Source organism: Hyphobacterium lacteum (genome assembly GCF_036330345.1).
In the GTDB taxonomy this organism is placed as follows: domain Bacteria; phylum Pseudomonadota; class Alphaproteobacteria; order Caulobacterales; family Maricaulaceae; genus Hyphobacterium; species Hyphobacterium lacteum.
The window spans coordinates 360,262-376,540 of record NZ_JAZDRP010000003.1 but is presented as its reverse complement, the minus strand read 5'-3'; the positions used below and the strand labels follow the sequence as shown (position 1 = coordinate 376,540).

The following is a 16,279-nucleotide window of genomic DNA, read 5'->3' as shown; positions in this document are numbered from 1 at the left end:
CCTGTCCCCGCGAAAGCGGGGAAAAAGGCCGAGGGGGGCTTTCGCTTGCCATTGCCCCCCTCCGTCAGCTTCGCTGCCACCTCCCCCGTGAACGGGGGAGGAAAAAGAGACAGACCTATTCCGCCCGCCAGACGATCTCGCCATCCAGCACCGTCATCACCGGTTCAACGGTCAGGATATCCTCTTCCGGGATCGTCATGATGTCGTCCGAAAAGACGGTGAAATCAGCGCGCAGACCTTCGACAATGCGGCCGACCTCATCCTCACGGAAGGAGGCATAGGCTGGCCAGGCCGTGAACATGCGCAGGGCTTCGGCCCGCGTCACAGCCTGATCCGGGCGCCAGTCCTCGGTCTGGGTACCGTCCAGCCCACGGCGCGCGACGGCGGCGTAAAATTCGATACGCGGATCACCGCGCTCGACCGGCGCATCCGAGCCGCCAGCGATCACCACGCCTGAATCGATCAGCGCCCGCCAGGCATAGGCGCCGTCCAGCCGATCCGGCCCCAGACGGTCCGGAGCAAAGAAGAGGTCGCCAATGGCATGGCTGGGCTGCATGGACGGAATGACCCCCAGCTCGGCAAAGCGCGGGATATCCGCGGGGTCGACGATCTGGGTGTGCTCGTCGCGCCAGCGGCCGTTGGCGGCGGCATCTTCGCCGGCAGGGGTGGCGTTCTGCGCCTCCTCAATCCAGTCGAGCAGCATGCGGTTGCCGCGATCGCCGATGGCATGGATATTCAGCTGGATACCGTTTTCCAGCGCCAGAACCATGGCCGACAGGGTTTCATCTTCCCGGCTGAGCACCAGGCCGGAATTGGCCGGATCATCGCTATAGGGTTCCAACAGGGCAGCCCCGCGTGATCCCAGCGCACCGTCCATATACATCTTCACCGCCCGGGCGATGACCCGGCGGTTATCACTGAACACCGGTCCATCGGCCACCAGCGGTGCCAGCCCATCCGGATTGGCGGAGATATAGACGCGGATCGGCAGCTCTTCCGACAGGCTCTCGATCATTGCGACATCGGCCCAGGGCACGGACATGTCATGAGCGCCCGTCCAGCCATAACGGGCCGCCGACCAGGCACCCTCCAGATAGACATCAGCGCGATCCTGCCCGGTAAATCCGCCTGCGAGTGCCCGCACGGGGCCCATCGCCGCATCGATCAGCATGCCGGTGGGTTCACCATCATCATCGCGCAGGATGTCGCCACCCTCCGGAGCAACGCTGCCGGCGTTGATACCGGCGCGCTCCAGCGCCAGTGAGTTGGCCACCAGTGCGTGACCGTCAGCACGGGTCAGGAAAACAGCGACGTCCGGCGCCACGGCGTCCAGATCCTGCCGGTTGGGAAAGCGGCCTTCCGGCCAATGCGTTTCGATCCAGCCGCGACCCTGCAGGACAGAGCCGTCCGGCAGGTCTGCCGCGGCCTCTGCGACACGCGCCTGCAGATCCTCAATGGAATCTGTGCCTTCCAGATTCAAAAGCCGCTCGCGCGAACCCAGCCCCATGACGTGAACATGGGCATCGGTGAAGCCGGGATACATGGCGGCGCCGTCGAGATCGATCATCTCGGTTTGCTCACCGAACAGATATTCCGGTGCTTCATCGATATAACCGGCGAAGACGATGATCCCGTCGCGCACCGCCACCATGTCGACTGTGTCGTCGGCATTGACCGATTCTTCCATAGTCAAATCGGGGATTTCGTCAGCCGTGTAGATGGGACCGCCGAAGAAGATGCTGTCTGCGGCCGGCTGGGCGGTTTCCATGCCGGCGTCCACCGTCATGGATTGTTCCTGTTGCGAGCAGGCCGCCAGAGCGATGGCGGCAATAAGACTGATGAAACGCATGAATTGTCCCCTTCTCTTCGAAAAGGAAACTAGTCGCCTGCCGACAGAAGGGAAACCGCTTCATCTGTGGTGATCACGGTTGCGAATTCGCGATGCAGGGCGGCGAGGTGAACGCGGTGATGGGTTTCCGCATCGATCGCCTCGCCATCCGGCGTCACCGTGGGGAAGGCGGCTGTGGCATCACCCACCAGCGACACACGGAAGCCGAGATTGCCGGCCATGCGTGTTGTTGTGGAGACACAATGCTCGGCGGTCAGGCCGAAAATGACCAGATGATCGGCGGCCAAATCGTGCAGGCACTGTTCGAGATCGGTACCGATAAAGGCCGAGTTGACCGACTTGGCGATCACCGGCTCGCCCTCCATGGGCGCCGCTTGCGCCTTGAACTCATTGCCGGGCTGGCCGGGACGCAACGGGCTCTTCGGGTTGGTGGAATCGTGGCGGATATGGATGATCTCGTGACCCATTTGCCGGGCGGCTGCGAGCAGCCGGGCAACGTTTGCCTCAAAAGCCGGATTGGAGCGCTCGCCGCCCCAATAGGCGTATTCATCCAGACCTTTCTGGATATCGACCGGCAAAACGAGGATCATCGGCAACTCCAAATGAAAACGCCCGCAGCGTGGCTACGGGCGTTCAAACTTCATCCTTGGCGGAAGAGCTAGGCCGTCGCCGCAGCCTTCTTCAGGGCGCGCTTAATCTTTAGAGCGCGATCAGACAGCTGATCATCGCCAGCCTTCAACAGATAGGCATCCAGACCGCCGACATGGTCGACACTGCGCAGTGTCTTGGCGGCAATGCGCAGCTTGTAGGACTGGCCGAGGACTTCCGAAGCGAGCGTGACGTCGCACAGATTCGGCAGGAAGCGGCGCTTGGTCTTGTTGTTGGCGTGGGAAACATTGTTACCCACTGCAGGACCTACACCAGAAAGTTCACAGCGCCGGGACATGGCTACTACCTTCGCAATAATGAATTCGGTTATCGCCAGACACTTCTGTCGGCGAAGAGCCGCGGGACTTACCCAAGCGGGATGCATTCGTCAAGCACTGCGGCGCGCTATCCGCATTCATCTTGCAGCCATGTTGGATCGGCGATAGGTGAAAGGGCGATCTCAGCGGGCGGGATTTGTTGTAACGGAGTATTTGAATGCTGGTAACGGGTCTCGCTGCCTCAGCCCTTCTTCTGTCGTCCAGTGCGCTGGCCGATAATGCCGATATGGCCAGTATGGCGGCACCGCCGCCGCTGGCGATCAGTGTGAACTATTCCGGTTCGGTGCTGATTTTCCGGGTCGCGAACATTACGCTTTCGGGTGAAATCGCCGATGAGAATTACGGTGCCAATGCGCGCTTCACCACGGCCGGCCTGGCGGCCTTGTTCTCTGATGCCGATATCGAGGCCTCGATCACCGGCTATGCGGACGGCGCGCTGCGTCCCTGGCGCTATGAGCACTTCAATCATTCCAGCGGATCCGGTCGGACAGTCGGGATCAATTTCCCGGATGGTGTTGCCACGGCAGACGTGAACCCGCCTTTCGGCTCGATGGGCGAACCGCCCGCCAATGAGGAACAACGCGATGGCGCGGTCGATCCGATCAGCGCGCTTCTGCGCCTGGGGCTACGCCAGACCAGCGATCCTTCGGACGTCTGCTCGGGCCGCATCCCGGTGTTTGACGGCAAGGCGCGCTATGATCTGCGTCTGGAAGTCGCTGGCGGCAATACGCTGCGCACCCGCGCCTATCGCGGCGAAACGATCCGTTGCCATGCCTTCTACGAGCCAATCGCCGGCTATGATCCTGAAGATATGCCTACCGAATCGGACATTGCCGAACCGGTCGTCCTGTGGCTGGCACCGTTTGCGGATGGCGCGATTCATCTGCCGGTCCGTATCCGCACCAATTCCGGTTTCGGTGCGATCACGATCGAAGCCCGCTCAATTTCCGTCGATCCGGTCGCCGAATAGGTCAAACGCCGCTATATGGCGGTCATGTCTGCCTACAGCGCCCTTACAGCCGTTCTCGGCCCGACCAATACCGGCAAGACCCACCTTGCCGTGGAACGCATGCTGGCGCGCCGTTCGGGCATGATCGGATTGCCTTTGCGCCTGCTGGCGCGGGAAATCTATGACCGGGTGGTCAAGGAAAAGGGCTATCGCGCGACGGCGCTGGTAACGGGCGAGGAAAAGATTGTTCCGCCCGGTGCGCGCTATTTCATCTGTACCGTCGAAGCCATGCCGCTGAGCTTCGACGCGGCCTTCGTGGCGATCGACGAGATCCAGCTGGCCGCTGATCCTGAACGCGGGCATGTCTTTACTGACCGCATTCTGCATGCACGCGGGACCGAAGAGACCATGCTGCTGGGGGCAGAGACCATGCGCCCGGTGATCCGGCACCTGGTGCCCGATGCGGACATTATCACCCGCGAGCGATTCTCGACCCTGACCTATGGCGGACCGGCCAAGCTGGCGCGCCTGCCACGCAGATCGGCGATCGTCGCCTTCTCATCCGAAAGCGTCTATTCGATCGCCGAACTGATGCGGCGCCAGCGCGGCGGGGCGGCAGTGGTCATGGGCGCGCTGAGCCCGCGCACCCGCAATGCACAGGTCGAGCTCTACCAGTCGGGCGAAGTTGACTATCTGATTGCCACAGACGCCATCGGCATGGGTCTGAACATGAATGTCGATCATGTCGCCTTCGCCGAACGCGAGAAATTCGATGGCCGGCGGCGGCGCCAGTTATTTCCGCACGAGATCGGCCAGATCGCCGGTCGGGCCGGACGTTTCCGTCAGGACGGTACGTTCGGCGAAGCCGGGCAGTCGAAGCCTTTCGAGACCGAACTGATCGCGGCCATCGAGAACCATTCTTTTGTCTATCTCGACCATTTGCAGTGGCGGAACAGCGATCTGGATTTGCGGTCGATCGAACGTCTGCAATCCAGCCTGGCAAGGCCGTCCCGCGATCCCATGCTGCGACGGACCCGCGAAACCATCGACGAAATGTCGCTCAACCAGCTGGCGCAAGATCCGGCCATCGGGGATATGGGCCGGACACCGCAGGGGACTGAGCTGATCTGGGATGTTTGCCGGATTCCGGATTTCCGAAAAGTCTCGCTGGATGCCCATGTCCGGCTGATAAACCAGATACTTGGCCATCTGCGGGGGCCACAGGGCCGGATTCCTGTTGACGCCATGGCGGCGCAATTCGACCGCCTCGACAAGACCGGCGGTGATGTCCAAGTCCTGTCGCAGCGCCTCGCGCAGGTCAGAACCTGGGCCTATGTCGCACATCGCGGGGACTGGGCCGAGGAAGCCGATGTCTGGCGAGAGCGCGCGCGCGAAGTGGAAGACCGCTTGTCAGATGCCCTGCACGACCATCTGACCCAGCGCTTTGTCGATCGCCGGACGGCGGCACTGGTCAAGGGATTGCGAGCCGACAAGGCGCTTGAGACCGACCTTTTGACTGATGGCGCGGTGATGGTAGAGGGCCATACGGTCGGTCATCTGGAAGGTCTGGTTTTCCGGGCCGATGCGGAAGGCTCAGCCTTGGAGGCTCGCGCGCTGCGGCAGGCCGCCGAGAAAGCCTTGCGGCCGGAGATCAACCGGCGTCTCGGTGCTCTTGCCCGAACTGTTTCGGGCGATCTGACCATTCGTACTGACGCCCGTATCGAGTGGAATGACTGGATAGTCGCCCGGCTGGTGCCCGGTGCCGCCGTTCACAAGCCCGGCATTGCACTGATTGGCGGTGAGCTCGGGTCGATAGAGGCTTGCGAACGCGCAAAACAGAACCTGCAAGCACAGCTGCATGACCGGATTGCGCGCAAGCTGGCGCCACTGGTCACATTGCTCAACGAGGACAAGGCTGGCGAATTGCCCGGCCTGGCACGCGGCCTGGCGTTCCGGCTGGCAGAGAATGGCGGTGCCATTGCCCGCCGCGCGGTCGAGGAAGATGTGCGTCACCTTTCGCCGCAGGAGCGCCGCGGCCTTCGCCAGCTGGGTATTCGGATCGGTGAGTTTGCGGTTTTCATGCCTGCGCTGATCAAGCCGGAAGCCGCCAGCCTGTCAGCCCTGCTGCGCTCGGTCCAGGCAGATGATCCCGGCCGGCTCTTCCTGCCGGCACCCGGCCTGATGAGCGTTCCCTCGGACGACAGGTTCGGACCCGCCGATCTGGCCGCGGCCGGGTTTCAGCGCTGCGGTCCGAGAACGGTCCGCATCGACATGCTGGAAAGGCTGGCCGATACGATCCGGGACGTAAGGGAAAAGGAATCAAAGCGTGATTTCGAGCCGACGCCGGCCATGACCTCGCTGATGGGGTGTTCGGTCCAGGATCTTCGCGGCGTTCTGAACGCTCTGGGCTATCGGCGGGTAAAAAAAGGGCCTGACCCGGAAAAAGCGAAAGGCGAGCGCTGGGCACGGCGCCATCTGCAGCACCGCAAGGCGGCAGCGGCGCCGCCTGCTCCCGTTGACACCCCCTTTGCGGCTCTCGCCGAGCTGAAGCCGTCCCTGCCGGCCAATCGGCCCCGGCGGAAACCGCGTAAGACAGCAAAGAAATGAGCACTGAAGCCGTGCGGATAGATATCTGGCTGTGGCGCGCCCGCTTTGTGAAAACGAGGGCGCTGGCAACAGGATTTGTCGGCAAGGGCCGGATCCGGATCGGCGAAGGCAGCGCGCTGCGACGTATCGAGAAACCCTCGACACTGGTACGGCCCGGAGATTCCTTGACCTTCCCGCTTGGAAGCAGGATTGTCCGGCTGACGATCACGGCCCTGGGAGAGAGGCGCGGACCAGCATCGGAAGCGCGCGGTCTCTACGATCTCCATCCGGAAGAGGACTGAAACCATGTTTGAAGCCATCAAAAAGATGATGACCGGTGGTGAATCGGCTGAGGCACGGTCCGAGCTGGACCCGCATGTCGCGGCAGCAACACTGCTGGTAGAGGCGGCGCTGGCGGACGGCATTTATGCAGATGTGGAAGCCGAAAAGATCAGCTTTATCCTGAAATCCGCATTCAATCTTGACGATGAAGCGGCAGCGGCGATGCAGGAAAAAGCCGAAGATCTCGCCGAGAACGCGACGGATCACCACCAGTTCACCAAGGTCGTAAAAGCCTGCCTGCCGGCTTCCGAACGCGTCGCCCTTATCGAGCACCTCTGGGCGGTGGCGATGGCTGATGGTGAGAAATCACCCTTCGAGGACAGCTTTATCCGGCGCATCGCACCCTTGCTGGCCGTCGATGACCGCGAACGGGTACTGGCACGGTCGCGCGCAGAGGCCGCAGCCCGGAAAAGTTGACATTTTACCGCCGAAGGGTCATTTCCGCGCCCTTCGCTGACGAACCCTCCGGGATGATATTCGATGACGTACATAGTCACCGACGCCTGCGTGCGCTGCAAATACACGGATTGTGTCGAGGTCTGCCCCGTCGACTGTTTCTACGAGGGCGAGAACTTCCTGGTCATCCATCCCGACGAATGCATCGATTGCGGTGTGTGCGAACCCGAATGTCCGGTCGAGGCGATCAAACCCGACACAGAGGACGATCCCGACGGCAAATGGCTGGAGGTAAATTCCAAGTTCGCAGAAATCTGGCCGAACATTACCGTTAAGATTGATCCGCCGTCTGATGCCGAACAATTTGATACCGAGACAGGCAAGTTCGAGAAGTACTTCTCGGAGAAGCCCGGCAAGGGTTCTTGAACCATTCGTCCGGCAACGAATTGTTTTTAACCAAAAATTATGATATACAATACCGGCGTTGGGCGGAGCAGAAGGCACGCCCTATTTCCGGGGGAGAAGGACACACACCCTTTTGAGGGCCACTTTATTTGAAAAAAGGGGTCTTCAGAAGAAGGGAAGCTGTGTGTCTTTTCCTTGTCCAGACGAGAGTGTCCATGAGCAAAAAAACGGCGAATGACAACCGCTCCTTCAAGAAGGGCGACTATATTGTTTATCCGGCGCACGGCGTCGGCCGCGTAGTGGGTGTGGAAAAAGATTCGGTCGCGGGCTTCGATATCGAAGTCTATGTCGTGACCTTCGAACAAGACAAAATGGTATTGCGTGTGCCAACGGCAAAAGCGGAGACATCCGGCATGCGTCCGCTGTCGTCCGATCGCATCGTCAAGGATGCGTTGAAGACGCTGAAGGGTAAGGCCAAGGTGAAGCGCACCATGTGGAGCCGCCGCGCCCAGGAATATGAAGCCAAGATCAATTCCGGCGACCTGATCTCGATCGCGGAGGTCGTTCGCGACCTGCACCGCGCCGAAGACCAGCCGGAGCAATCCTATTCCGAACGTCAGCTATATGAATCCGCCATCGACCGGATGGTGCGTGAAGTCGCTGCGGTCGAGAATATCGAGCACGATGCAGCCCGCGACATGCTGTCGAAGACGCTGCTGAAGAAAGCTGCCTAGGCTTTTCAGCTCGAAAAATCCGACTTTGAAACACCCGGCCTCTGCGCCGGGTGTTTTATTTGCAGCTAAGGGTGATCCACGCCGTGGCCCGGTCCGTAGAACCCGGCATGGCACAGGCAACCAACCCCACCGCCCGCACGCGATCCGCTGATCCGGACCGCGCCTTTCTTCGCACTGCCATGGACGCGCCACTGCTGGAGCGCGAAGAAGAGCAATCGCTTGCCATCCGATGGCGGGATGAAGGTGACGAGAAAGCTCTTCACGCGCTGACTCAGGCCTATATGCGTCTTGTAATCGCCATTGCTTCGAAATTCCGGAAATACGGTCTGCCTTTCTCCGACCTGGTTCAGGAGGGCAATGTCGGCCTGATGCAGGCGGCCGCCCGGTTCGAACCCGAACGGGAAGTTCGCTTTTCGACCTATGCAGCATGGTGGATCCGTTCTTCCATCCAGGATTATGTCCTGCGGAACTGGTCGATTGTCCGCACCGGCACCACATCGGCGCAGAAGACGCTGTTCTTCAATCTTCGCCGGGTACGTGCCATGATCAACGATATCAATGGCGGCGAGATGTCTCCGGAGAATCGCAAGAAGACCGCCAAGACGCTGCGGGTGTCCGAAGCAGAAGTCGAAAAAATGTCGTCCCGCCTGGCGGCGTCCGACCGGTCGCTGAACGCGCCTTTCACGGAGGATGGCGACGGCGAATGGCAGGACCTTCTGGAAGATGAGCGCCCGGCACCGGAAGAAGCGGTCATGCAATCGCATGACGCCGAGAAGCGGGGCCAATGGCTTTACGAGGCCATGGAATGCCTGACCGACCGTGAACAACTGATCATCCGCGAACGCAAGCTTGGAGACGAGGTTGTGACGCTGGAAGCGCTCGGCGAGCGGCTTGGCATTTCCAAGGAGCGCGTTCGGCAGATTGAACACCAGGCCCTCACCAAGCTGAAAAAATCCCTGACCAGCCGCTTTGGTGATCCGGAAGCTGCCGGCCTGATCTAGTCAGCCTCGAACGGAGTCAGCACTTCAAGCCTTTCCGGGTGATCAATTGTCATAGATGGACCGTTGATCGCACCCAGCCATCCCCGGACCCGGACATTGCGGCCCTCCAGCTCTGCCAGATCAATTCCGGCTTCGGTAAACAGGCTGACATCGGATGCAGCTATCGAAACCGTGAAGTCGGTCCGGTAGTCGAAACCGAAATTGAGATAGGTTCGTTCCCGCGCCTCTGCGACCGCGACGACGCGGCCTTCCACGATCTGGACGGTTTCCAGGTAAAGCGCGAGCAAGTTCGGATCCGGTGAGCGCACCACAAACACGCCGTCAGCCCACAGACCTCGCCCATTCTCCCGTGCCTGACTTTCCATTGCCAGCAGACTGGCACCTTCCTGGCGTGTGTTCTGCCAGGAATAGGCCATGGCATAGCCGTCGCTGACCAGCCGGGCAGCAAGACTCTGGCCGCCCAGATCAATGTCGCCCACGAAGTGGCCATAGCGGTCGGTGCGGCTTCCGCTCCCGGTCACCATGACTGACGGTGCTTCTGACAATAGCCGGTCAAGAAACTGCATTGCCAGGGCATGCCCGGGCGATCCAGGTCGGGGAAATTCCACGCCGGCGAGCCGCAAACTTATGGGCTCGCCCTCCGGCCCATCGAGCGAGACGATACCCCAATCGTCTGCCCGATACGCCCCGGCTGATTGCGCCATGGCATGCGTATTCAGGCAGAGTGCCAAAAAGAGTGCGGTGTAGAGAGGCTTCATTCCCTCAGAAAAGCGCTTACTCGCGCTAAAGTCGAGTCCCGGCGCGATCAGGCAAACAGGCGAACCGGTCCACGGCCACCGCCATTCCAGGTCGACCAGTTGGGGAAGACATAGGGCATGTCAGCCGCCCCGACGCCCAGCCAGCTGACCAGCGCACCGAGATATTCCTCAAGCGAGGTCGACGGGATCCAGCGGCCATTATCACGGATGTCGTCCGGGCCGCCGAGCGTCAGATCCGGGAATGTGCCCAACATCTGCTGCGGGATAAGACTGCCACCGGCAACGAAATGATGCCCGCCCCAGGCGTGGTCGGATCCCAAAGAGCCATTCCCCCGGAAGACCCGGTTGAAGTCGGACATGGAGAACAGGGTGACGTCATCCGCCACACCGAGCGCACGCATGGTGTTCTGGAAAGCAAACACGCAGCGCGCAATGTTCGACAATAACTCGGCATGCGTCGCCGCCTGATTGCGGTGATTATCGAAACCGCTGGTCTCGGCCATGAAGGTCTGGCGCGTCGAGCCAATGATATTTCTGGCTTCAATCAGCCGAGCGATATGCCTCAGGGATGTCGCAAGATTTCCGGTGACCGGATTACCCTGAGGATCGACAAACGCTGCGTCGACGACGGAAGCGTCACCATTCAGGATATCATTCAGCACAGCCCCCGCCTCAAGGTCGTTGCGCATGATGGCGGTTGTCAGATTGCCCAGATCCGACACTTGTGGCGCAGCCATCAGCGCATCAAGAGCGGCCCGCCTGGTCGTGGCACTGTTTGACGTATTGCCCGGGTCATAGCCGTTTCGGGAAAGGTTTGATCCGGAAATGAGCAGGGGTGAATTGCGATCACCGATCAGAGCTCTTTGTGCGCCGGACAAGGAGACGGACGGATAACGATGACCTGCATCCACGAATTGATCACCGACGCGCCCCATCCATCCGGTTAGCAGTTCGCTGGCTGCCCCACCGGTTTGCCAGAGATTTTGCTGGGCATCATGGGAGAACAGGTTGACCGGCCGCAGATCCGGACGGTCCTGGTAAAGTTCGCGCGTCAGCGGCTGAAGCAGTGTCCCGGCATTCTGGACCCAGTTGAGATCACCCTCATTCCATAATTGCACCAAAGGCGACAGTGAGGGGTGGACGCCCATGGGCGTCCCGGCAAGAGGCAGTAACTGGTCCTGCGGAACGGCAATCGCGCTACCGCGTGCACTGGCATAATCGGTATAACGCACATCATTGGGGATCAGCATGTTATTACTGTCATTGCCGCCATGCATGAAGAGGGCCACGATAGCCCGGTAACCGGCACCGGTGCCAACGGTCTGGGCTCGGGCAAAGGCCGGAATGAGCGCGGCTGCGCTGGAACCGGCCACAAGCTTCAGAATTTCTCGTCTGTTGATCGGCATGGCGCGCTCCTAGTGATCAATCTGGAAGTAGGGCGAGGTCACGATCAGATAAATCGCAAGCCGTGCGCGCCGGCGCGATTCTTCCAGCGGATCGCCCCAATAGGTCCGCGCCGCCATCGCATCCATGATCAATTGCCGCTGCTCCGGGGTGAGGTCTTCTTCCAGCGCATACTCGTCGAGGACATTCAGGAGCAATCCGGGGTTTTGCGCCAGCCGTCCCCAGGAAGACCAATCCACCTGCGTTCCCGTCGCGCCCTCGAAATTGGAGGTCGGCCGCCAGTCCCACCGGTTTTCATTGCCGTTATAGGTCCAGTCGTAAACGACGTTATGTCGCTCGAAGACCGTGCTCATATTGATCAGCGCCTGGGACGGGCTGACCAGGCTGTCGGAGCCGGGCAAACCATAATCCGGTGGATAGAAATTGAAGACGTGATGGGCTTCAAAGGGAATTTGATGCATGCCGCCAAGACGCCGCAAGAAGGCGTAACCGTCAGTCTCCGCACCCACGAGGCGCATGATCGATGTCAGCAGCAGGACAGGTTCACGCAGCTTGCCCGCCCGACTCGGGTCGGGATCGGGATTGCGTGCTTCTGTGTCTGTCAGAATGGCCCTTACCACGGCCCGTAAATCACCACGCTCACCCTGGCCATTATTCTCGAATACGGCCGCAACCCGTTCGACATAGGCTGGCGACGGGTTGGACGTGACAAGATGCTGGATCAGCTGACGCGACACAAACGGGGGTACATTGGAGTGATTGAAAATGATGTCGATCACCTGCTCCAGATCGGCATCGGCGCTTTGTCCACCGATCAGGCCGACGCCGAGAAAGGTCTTCTGGTCAGAATCGTGTTCAGTCGCATAGACCGACATATCGGCGTCATAATAACGGGGGTTGTTGAAGGACGGCAGCTCGTTTGGGCGTGTCGGATAAACCCAGCCGGTCAAGGCGCGCGACAATTCCAGGACGTCGTCCTCTGTGTAGGCAGGAACAATCCGGCCCGTTCCGTCGAGCACCGGCGTTCCATCCCGGTTGAGACGGGCTTCGCCAAGTGAAAACAATTGCATCAGCTCTCGCGGAAAATTCTCGTTGGGCGCGCTGGCGCTCGAATTCACCATGTCGAGATAATCTCCCATGGTGGGCGATTGCGCCACGCCTTCGAGAATGTCCCGGTAATTGCCGAACGCGTTTTCCAGTAACATCTGCTGATATCTCGCAAGCGCGTAGTTCACCTCCACTTCGTGCTCGGAGACGACAAGTATTTGCGATAACGCCCAGGCGACGCGCTGGCGCAGCTGGTCCGGATTGCTCATCGCATTCTGGAAAAAACGCATTTGCAGGCGAAACGCCGTAAAATGGTCCACCCGGCATTGGTTGGGCATGTCGCGGCAAAAATTGGTCGAGACCAGCTCGGTCGCCAGATCCTGATAAGTCGAATCGGTCATCGCCAATTGCTGGTCTATCCAGGGTTCGAGACCAGTCCGCCGGATATTTTCAATCAGCGTCTGATTGGCGCCAAAAGTGGCCTGCTGGGCGAGGCGTAAAGCGTCTCGAGAACTGACCTGAAAATCCGGCCCGGGGGCAGCAATCGCCGCGCTGGCGGCGGCGGCAAGCTGGTTGTTCACGAGAAAACGGACCTCGACACGGCTGTTGGCAGGGTCCAGCGGAATCGCACTGCCCGGCCAGGCCCGTGCAAAGACCGCGAAAGTCCGGACCTCATCTGATGAGAATGGAAGAATGAGTTGCGCAGACGGCGCCGCCAGACACTGGCTGTCAGGCGCCGTCTCGCAGATTGTCAGATCTGCCGGCAAATCGGCATTCTGGCCATAAACGCCTTCCGGCCGAACGGTGACATTGCCGGCCGCTCCGATGTTGATAGCGGCAACCGCCATCGCCTGGGTGCCACCTTCGCTGGCTATCCGTATGACACCGTCATTATCCGGAAGCGCGACACCGATCGCCAATATATCGACGGGAGGCGTATCGGAAACCACGAGCTCTAGCGTGTTCACACCGTAAAGCGGGTCGGCTGGCGTACTGTCGGCGCACTCGAATACAGGGGGGACAACACCGTCGAAAACGGCGTCCGCGGTAATCGCCAGCACCAGTGATTGGGACGCCCTCGGTGCAAGAGAAAAGGGAACGTTCTCGCTTCCTGCCACCAGCGCATTGGTCGACGGATCTGTCCAGGCATAGTCCAGCCGCAGATCGCCGAAGCGGCCGGGCAGGCTCACCTCGCAGTTACCCAGTGCGCGATCGGTATTGTTGATGACCGTTGCATAGGTGGTCGCGGCAGCCGTGCCGCCAGACGGCAAGGCGACGGCGCGAGCCGCTGGCGAAATCGCTGCTCCCAAATCTCCTGCATGAGCAGCGGCCGGCAAGAGAGATAGTATAAGGGCGCCCGAGACGGCGATGACTGTCTGTTTCATGGCGCTGCTTGCCCCCTCTTCTTTTGCAGACATCAGGCAATACGCGCCAGCCTAGGTCCATCCGTCGGTAGACGCCACAACAATGAAAACCGCTTGGTTGACGAAGCCGTTCGGGGTTGTTTCGGATTGGAAGCGTATTGCCGAGGCAAAAGAAATACCCGGCCAAAACAGAAAAGCCGCCTTCCCCGTTACCGGAAAGGCGGCCTTCTGTTTCAGATCGCTGGCGGTCAGGCTGCAGCCTGTCCCCTCGCGAGCGCATGAACATCGTCAGCGGTCAGGCAATGGCCGCCAATGCCCCAATCGCCCTGCTGGACTTCGTTGATGCGGACCCAGGTGACCTGGCGAAGGTTTTCACCTTCCAGCTCGACCATGGTCTCGGTGACCTTCTTGATCATTTCCTGCTTCTGATCGTGGGTAAAAACGTCCTTGATGATGTCAATCGTTACGAGCGGCATGTCAGTCTTCCTTTTCAATAATTTCTCATTTGGTTTTCAGAACAACCGGCTGGTTGCCCTGCCGATGAACAGGGAGATATCCGGACCCGCCGCGCAGGTTTAGTTCACGGTTTGAAGTAAACCGCTACAAATTCTGAAGTTTGTTGGTATACTGGCCCCAGGGTTCCCGGGGAGGACATACCCATGAAATACAACCAGTTTTGCCCGGTTTCGAAAGCCGCCGAGATTGTCGGCGAGCGCTGGTCCCTGCTGATTTTGCGCGAATTGCTGATGGGCGGACGCCGGTTCAGCGAGCTTCAGCGCGGGCTTGGCTTCATATCGCCGGCGCTGCTGACGACACGCCTCAAACAGTTCGAGGGCCACGGTCTGGTCGTCCGGCGCCAGATCAAGGGCGGCCGGGGCTATGAGTATTTCCCGACGCCTGCTTGCGAGCAATTACTGCCTGTCATTATCGCGCTGGGCGAATGGGGGCTTTGCTGGGCACGGGAGAATGTATCGGAGGACTTCGACCCGGAAATGCTGCTTCTTTATCTGGAACGCAGTATCGACCCGAAGAACCTGCCCGGAAATTCCACGATCATCCGGTTCGAATTCCGGGATCTCGACCGGCAGAATTTGTGGTGGATTGTCGTAGAGGGGCACAAGGTCGATGTTTGCCTGAATGATCCGGGGCGCGAGGTGGATGTCTGGTTCACGACCACACTCAAAGCCATGTCGGATGTCTGGATGGGTGACCGCACCTACAAGGACGCCCGGGCAGCTGGCGATCTGGATGTCCAGGGATTGCCGGCCCTGACGCGAAATATCAGCAGCTGGCTGACACCGTCAGTGTTCGCGGCCTCCCCCAGAGCGGCCTGATCTCTTTCCCCTTTTTCAACCGCTGTGCTAGGGCGTCCATCATGGCCCCGTAGCTCAGCAGGATAGAGCATCAGATTCCTAATCTGGAGGTCGCAGGTTCGAATCCTGCCGGGGTCACCAGTCAGCGGTTCGGGGTCATCCAGAATGAAAATCGGTACACGCAAGAGCAAGATGGCCCTGGCCCAGACGCATGAAATCATTGCGGCCCTGGAAGTCTCGCATGCCGGTCTTCGCGTGGAAATCGCCGAAAACGATACAGCCGGCGATACAGACCAGACCAGCAAGCTTCTGGTTCATGGTGGCAAGGGTGGTGCCTTCGTTGCCGGGATCCGTGAGATGATGCGCCGTGGCGATATCCATATGGCCATGCATTCGCTGAAAGATGTTCCCGGAAACGAGGAAACACCTGGCCTGGTTTTTGGTGCCTACCGCCCACGTGAAGATGCCCGCGATGCACTGGTGTTGCCGCAGAGCCGGACTTTTGAAGAATTCGAAGCCGCGCAGGGCGAAGGCTTTCGCATCGGGACCAATTCGGTCCGGCGCGCAGCGCAATTGCGCCGCCATTATCCCGGAGTGGAGATCATCCATTTCCGCGGTGCGGCCGATACGCGCATTCACAAGCTGGACAATGGTATTGGCCAGGCCCTGCCGGATGGCGGTACAACGCCGCCCGCAGATGGTCTGATCATGGCAGCTTCGGGACTTGGCAGGGTCGGCCTGTCAGACCGGATCAGCCACACCTTCGAGACCGAAGACATCCTGCCCGCGGCGACACAAGGAATCGTTGTCGTCGAGTGCGTGGCGGACGACTGGGCAACGCGGGAAAAACTGATGGCCATCAGTGATGCAAGGGCTGCACTCGAAGCGGAAGCCGAACGCGAAGTGTTGTGGGCACTGGACGGGCATTGCAATTCACCCATCGCGGTTCATGCCCGGCTTGAAAATGGAGGGCTGACCCTGTCCGCCGAAGTCCTCAGCCTCGATGGCCAGACATGCCTTCGAGCAAAAGGAACAGGCCCCGCGGATCAACCCAGGGCCCTCGGACGGGCAGTAGCTCTGGACCTGATCGGCCAGGGCGCGCTGGATATTATTGAGCGGACGCGTCCAGCCTAGGCACGCGGCCG

The 16,279-nt window shown here is 60.2% G+C and carries 16 protein-coding genes and 1 tRNA gene; 10 read left to right on the top strand and 7 right to left on the bottom strand.

The window, feature by feature from the left end; translation table 11 throughout:
* Positions 1-115: 115 nt before the first annotated feature.
* The 3 genes from V0U79_RS06700 to rpmB form a co-directional block, all read right to left on the bottom strand.
* Positions 116-1,849, bottom strand: a complete 1,734-nt coding sequence (locus tag V0U79_RS06700; protein WP_330198708.1) for an amidohydrolase — start codon at positions 1,847-1,849, stop codon at positions 116-118.
* A gap of 29 nt (positions 1,850-1,878) precedes the next feature.
* Positions 1,879-2,439, bottom strand: a complete 561-nt coding sequence (locus tag V0U79_RS06695; RefSeq protein WP_330198707.1) for a cysteine hydrolase family protein — start codon at positions 2,437-2,439, stop codon at positions 1,879-1,881.
* Between the two features lie 68 nt (positions 2,440-2,507).
* The gene (gene rpmB, locus V0U79_RS06690; RefSeq protein WP_330198706.1) at positions 2,508-2,795 is read right to left on the bottom strand and encodes a 50S ribosomal protein L28; all 288 of its coding nucleotides are present in this window, start codon (positions 2,793-2,795) and stop codon (positions 2,508-2,510) included.
* A gap of 197 nt (positions 2,796-2,992) precedes the next feature.
* Between rpmB and V0U79_RS06685 the strand changes: the two genes are divergently transcribed.
* The 7 genes from V0U79_RS06685 to V0U79_RS06655 all read left to right on the top strand — a co-directional run bounded on the left by V0U79_RS06685 (position 2,993) and on the right by V0U79_RS06655 (position 9,248).
* On the top strand, positions 2,993-3,805 hold the full coding sequence (locus tag V0U79_RS06685) for a DUF3108 domain-containing protein (RefSeq protein ID WP_330198705.1): 813 nt from the start codon (positions 2,993-2,995) through the stop codon (positions 3,803-3,805).
* Positions 3,806-3,829: 24 nt separating this feature from the next.
* On the top strand, positions 3,830-6,391 hold the full coding sequence (locus tag V0U79_RS06680; RefSeq protein ID WP_330198704.1) for a helicase-related protein: 2,562 nt from the start codon (positions 3,830-3,832) through the stop codon (positions 6,389-6,391).
* Positions 6,388-6,672, top strand: a complete 285-nt coding sequence (locus V0U79_RS06675) for an RNA-binding S4 domain-containing protein (RefSeq protein WP_330198703.1) — start codon at positions 6,388-6,390, stop codon at positions 6,670-6,672. Before V0U79_RS06680 ends, V0U79_RS06675 begins: the two co-directional genes overlap by 4 nt.
* Before the next feature lie 4 nt (positions 6,673-6,676).
* Positions 6,677-7,129, top strand: coding sequence for a tellurite resistance TerB family protein (locus V0U79_RS06670; protein WP_330198702.1), 453 nt, complete (start codon positions 6,677-6,679; stop codon positions 7,127-7,129).
* Between the two features lie 63 nt (positions 7,130-7,192).
* On the top strand, positions 7,193-7,534 hold the full coding sequence (gene fdxA, locus V0U79_RS06665; protein ID WP_330198701.1) for a ferredoxin FdxA: 342 nt from the start codon (positions 7,193-7,195) through the stop codon (positions 7,532-7,534).
* 194 nt (positions 7,535-7,728) lie between these two features.
* Positions 7,729-8,247 (top strand): CarD family transcriptional regulator, encoded by a 519-nt coding sequence (locus tag V0U79_RS06660; RefSeq protein WP_330198700.1) that lies wholly within the window; start codon positions 7,729-7,731, stop codon positions 8,245-8,247.
* 107 nt (positions 8,248-8,354) lie between these two features.
* Positions 8,355-9,248 carry an RNA polymerase factor sigma-32 gene (locus V0U79_RS06655; protein WP_373696453.1) on the top strand — a complete coding sequence of 298 codons (894 nt, stop codon included), beginning with the start codon at positions 8,355-8,357 and terminating at the stop codon, positions 9,246-9,248.
* On the opposite strand, the gene V0U79_RS06650 is transcribed toward V0U79_RS06655, so the two are convergent.
* From V0U79_RS06650 to V0U79_RS06635, 4 genes are all read right to left on the bottom strand, one after another.
* The gene (locus V0U79_RS06650; protein ID WP_330198698.1) at positions 9,245-10,006 is read right to left on the bottom strand and encodes a thermonuclease family protein; all 762 of its coding nucleotides are present in this window, start codon (positions 10,004-10,006) and stop codon (positions 9,245-9,247) included. The two genes, V0U79_RS06655 and V0U79_RS06650, sit on opposite strands and share 4 nt — an antisense overlap.
* A gap of 47 nt (positions 10,007-10,053) precedes the next feature.
* Positions 10,054-11,412: a DUF1501 domain-containing protein gene (locus V0U79_RS06645; RefSeq protein ID WP_330198697.1), complete on the bottom strand. Its 1,359-nt coding sequence runs from the start codon at positions 11,410-11,412 to the stop codon at positions 10,054-10,056.
* Between the two features lie 9 nt (positions 11,413-11,421).
* Positions 11,422-13,842 (bottom strand): DUF1800 domain-containing protein, encoded by a 2,421-nt coding sequence (locus V0U79_RS06640; protein ID WP_330198696.1) that lies wholly within the window; start codon positions 13,840-13,842, stop codon positions 11,422-11,424.
* A 227-nt stretch (positions 13,843-14,069) separates the two neighbouring features.
* Complete coding sequence (locus tag V0U79_RS06635; protein ID WP_330198695.1) at positions 14,070-14,297, bottom strand: tautomerase family protein; 228 nt, start codon at positions 14,295-14,297, stop codon at positions 14,070-14,072.
* A 183-nt stretch (positions 14,298-14,480) separates the two neighbouring features.
* Between V0U79_RS06635 and V0U79_RS06630 the strand changes: the two genes are divergently transcribed.
* From V0U79_RS06630 to hemC, 3 genes are all read left to right on the top strand, one after another.
* Positions 14,481-15,155, top strand: a complete 675-nt coding sequence (locus tag V0U79_RS06630) for a winged helix-turn-helix transcriptional regulator (RefSeq protein ID WP_330198694.1) — start codon at positions 14,481-14,483, stop codon at positions 15,153-15,155.
* Between the two features lie 43 nt (positions 15,156-15,198).
* Positions 15,199-15,275, top strand: a tRNA-Arg gene (locus V0U79_RS06625).
* Between the two features lie 24 nt (positions 15,276-15,299).
* Positions 15,300-16,268, top strand: a complete 969-nt coding sequence (hemC, locus tag V0U79_RS06620) for a hydroxymethylbilane synthase (RefSeq protein ID WP_330198693.1) — start codon at positions 15,300-15,302, stop codon at positions 16,266-16,268.
* Positions 16,269-16,279 lie beyond the last annotated feature (11 nt).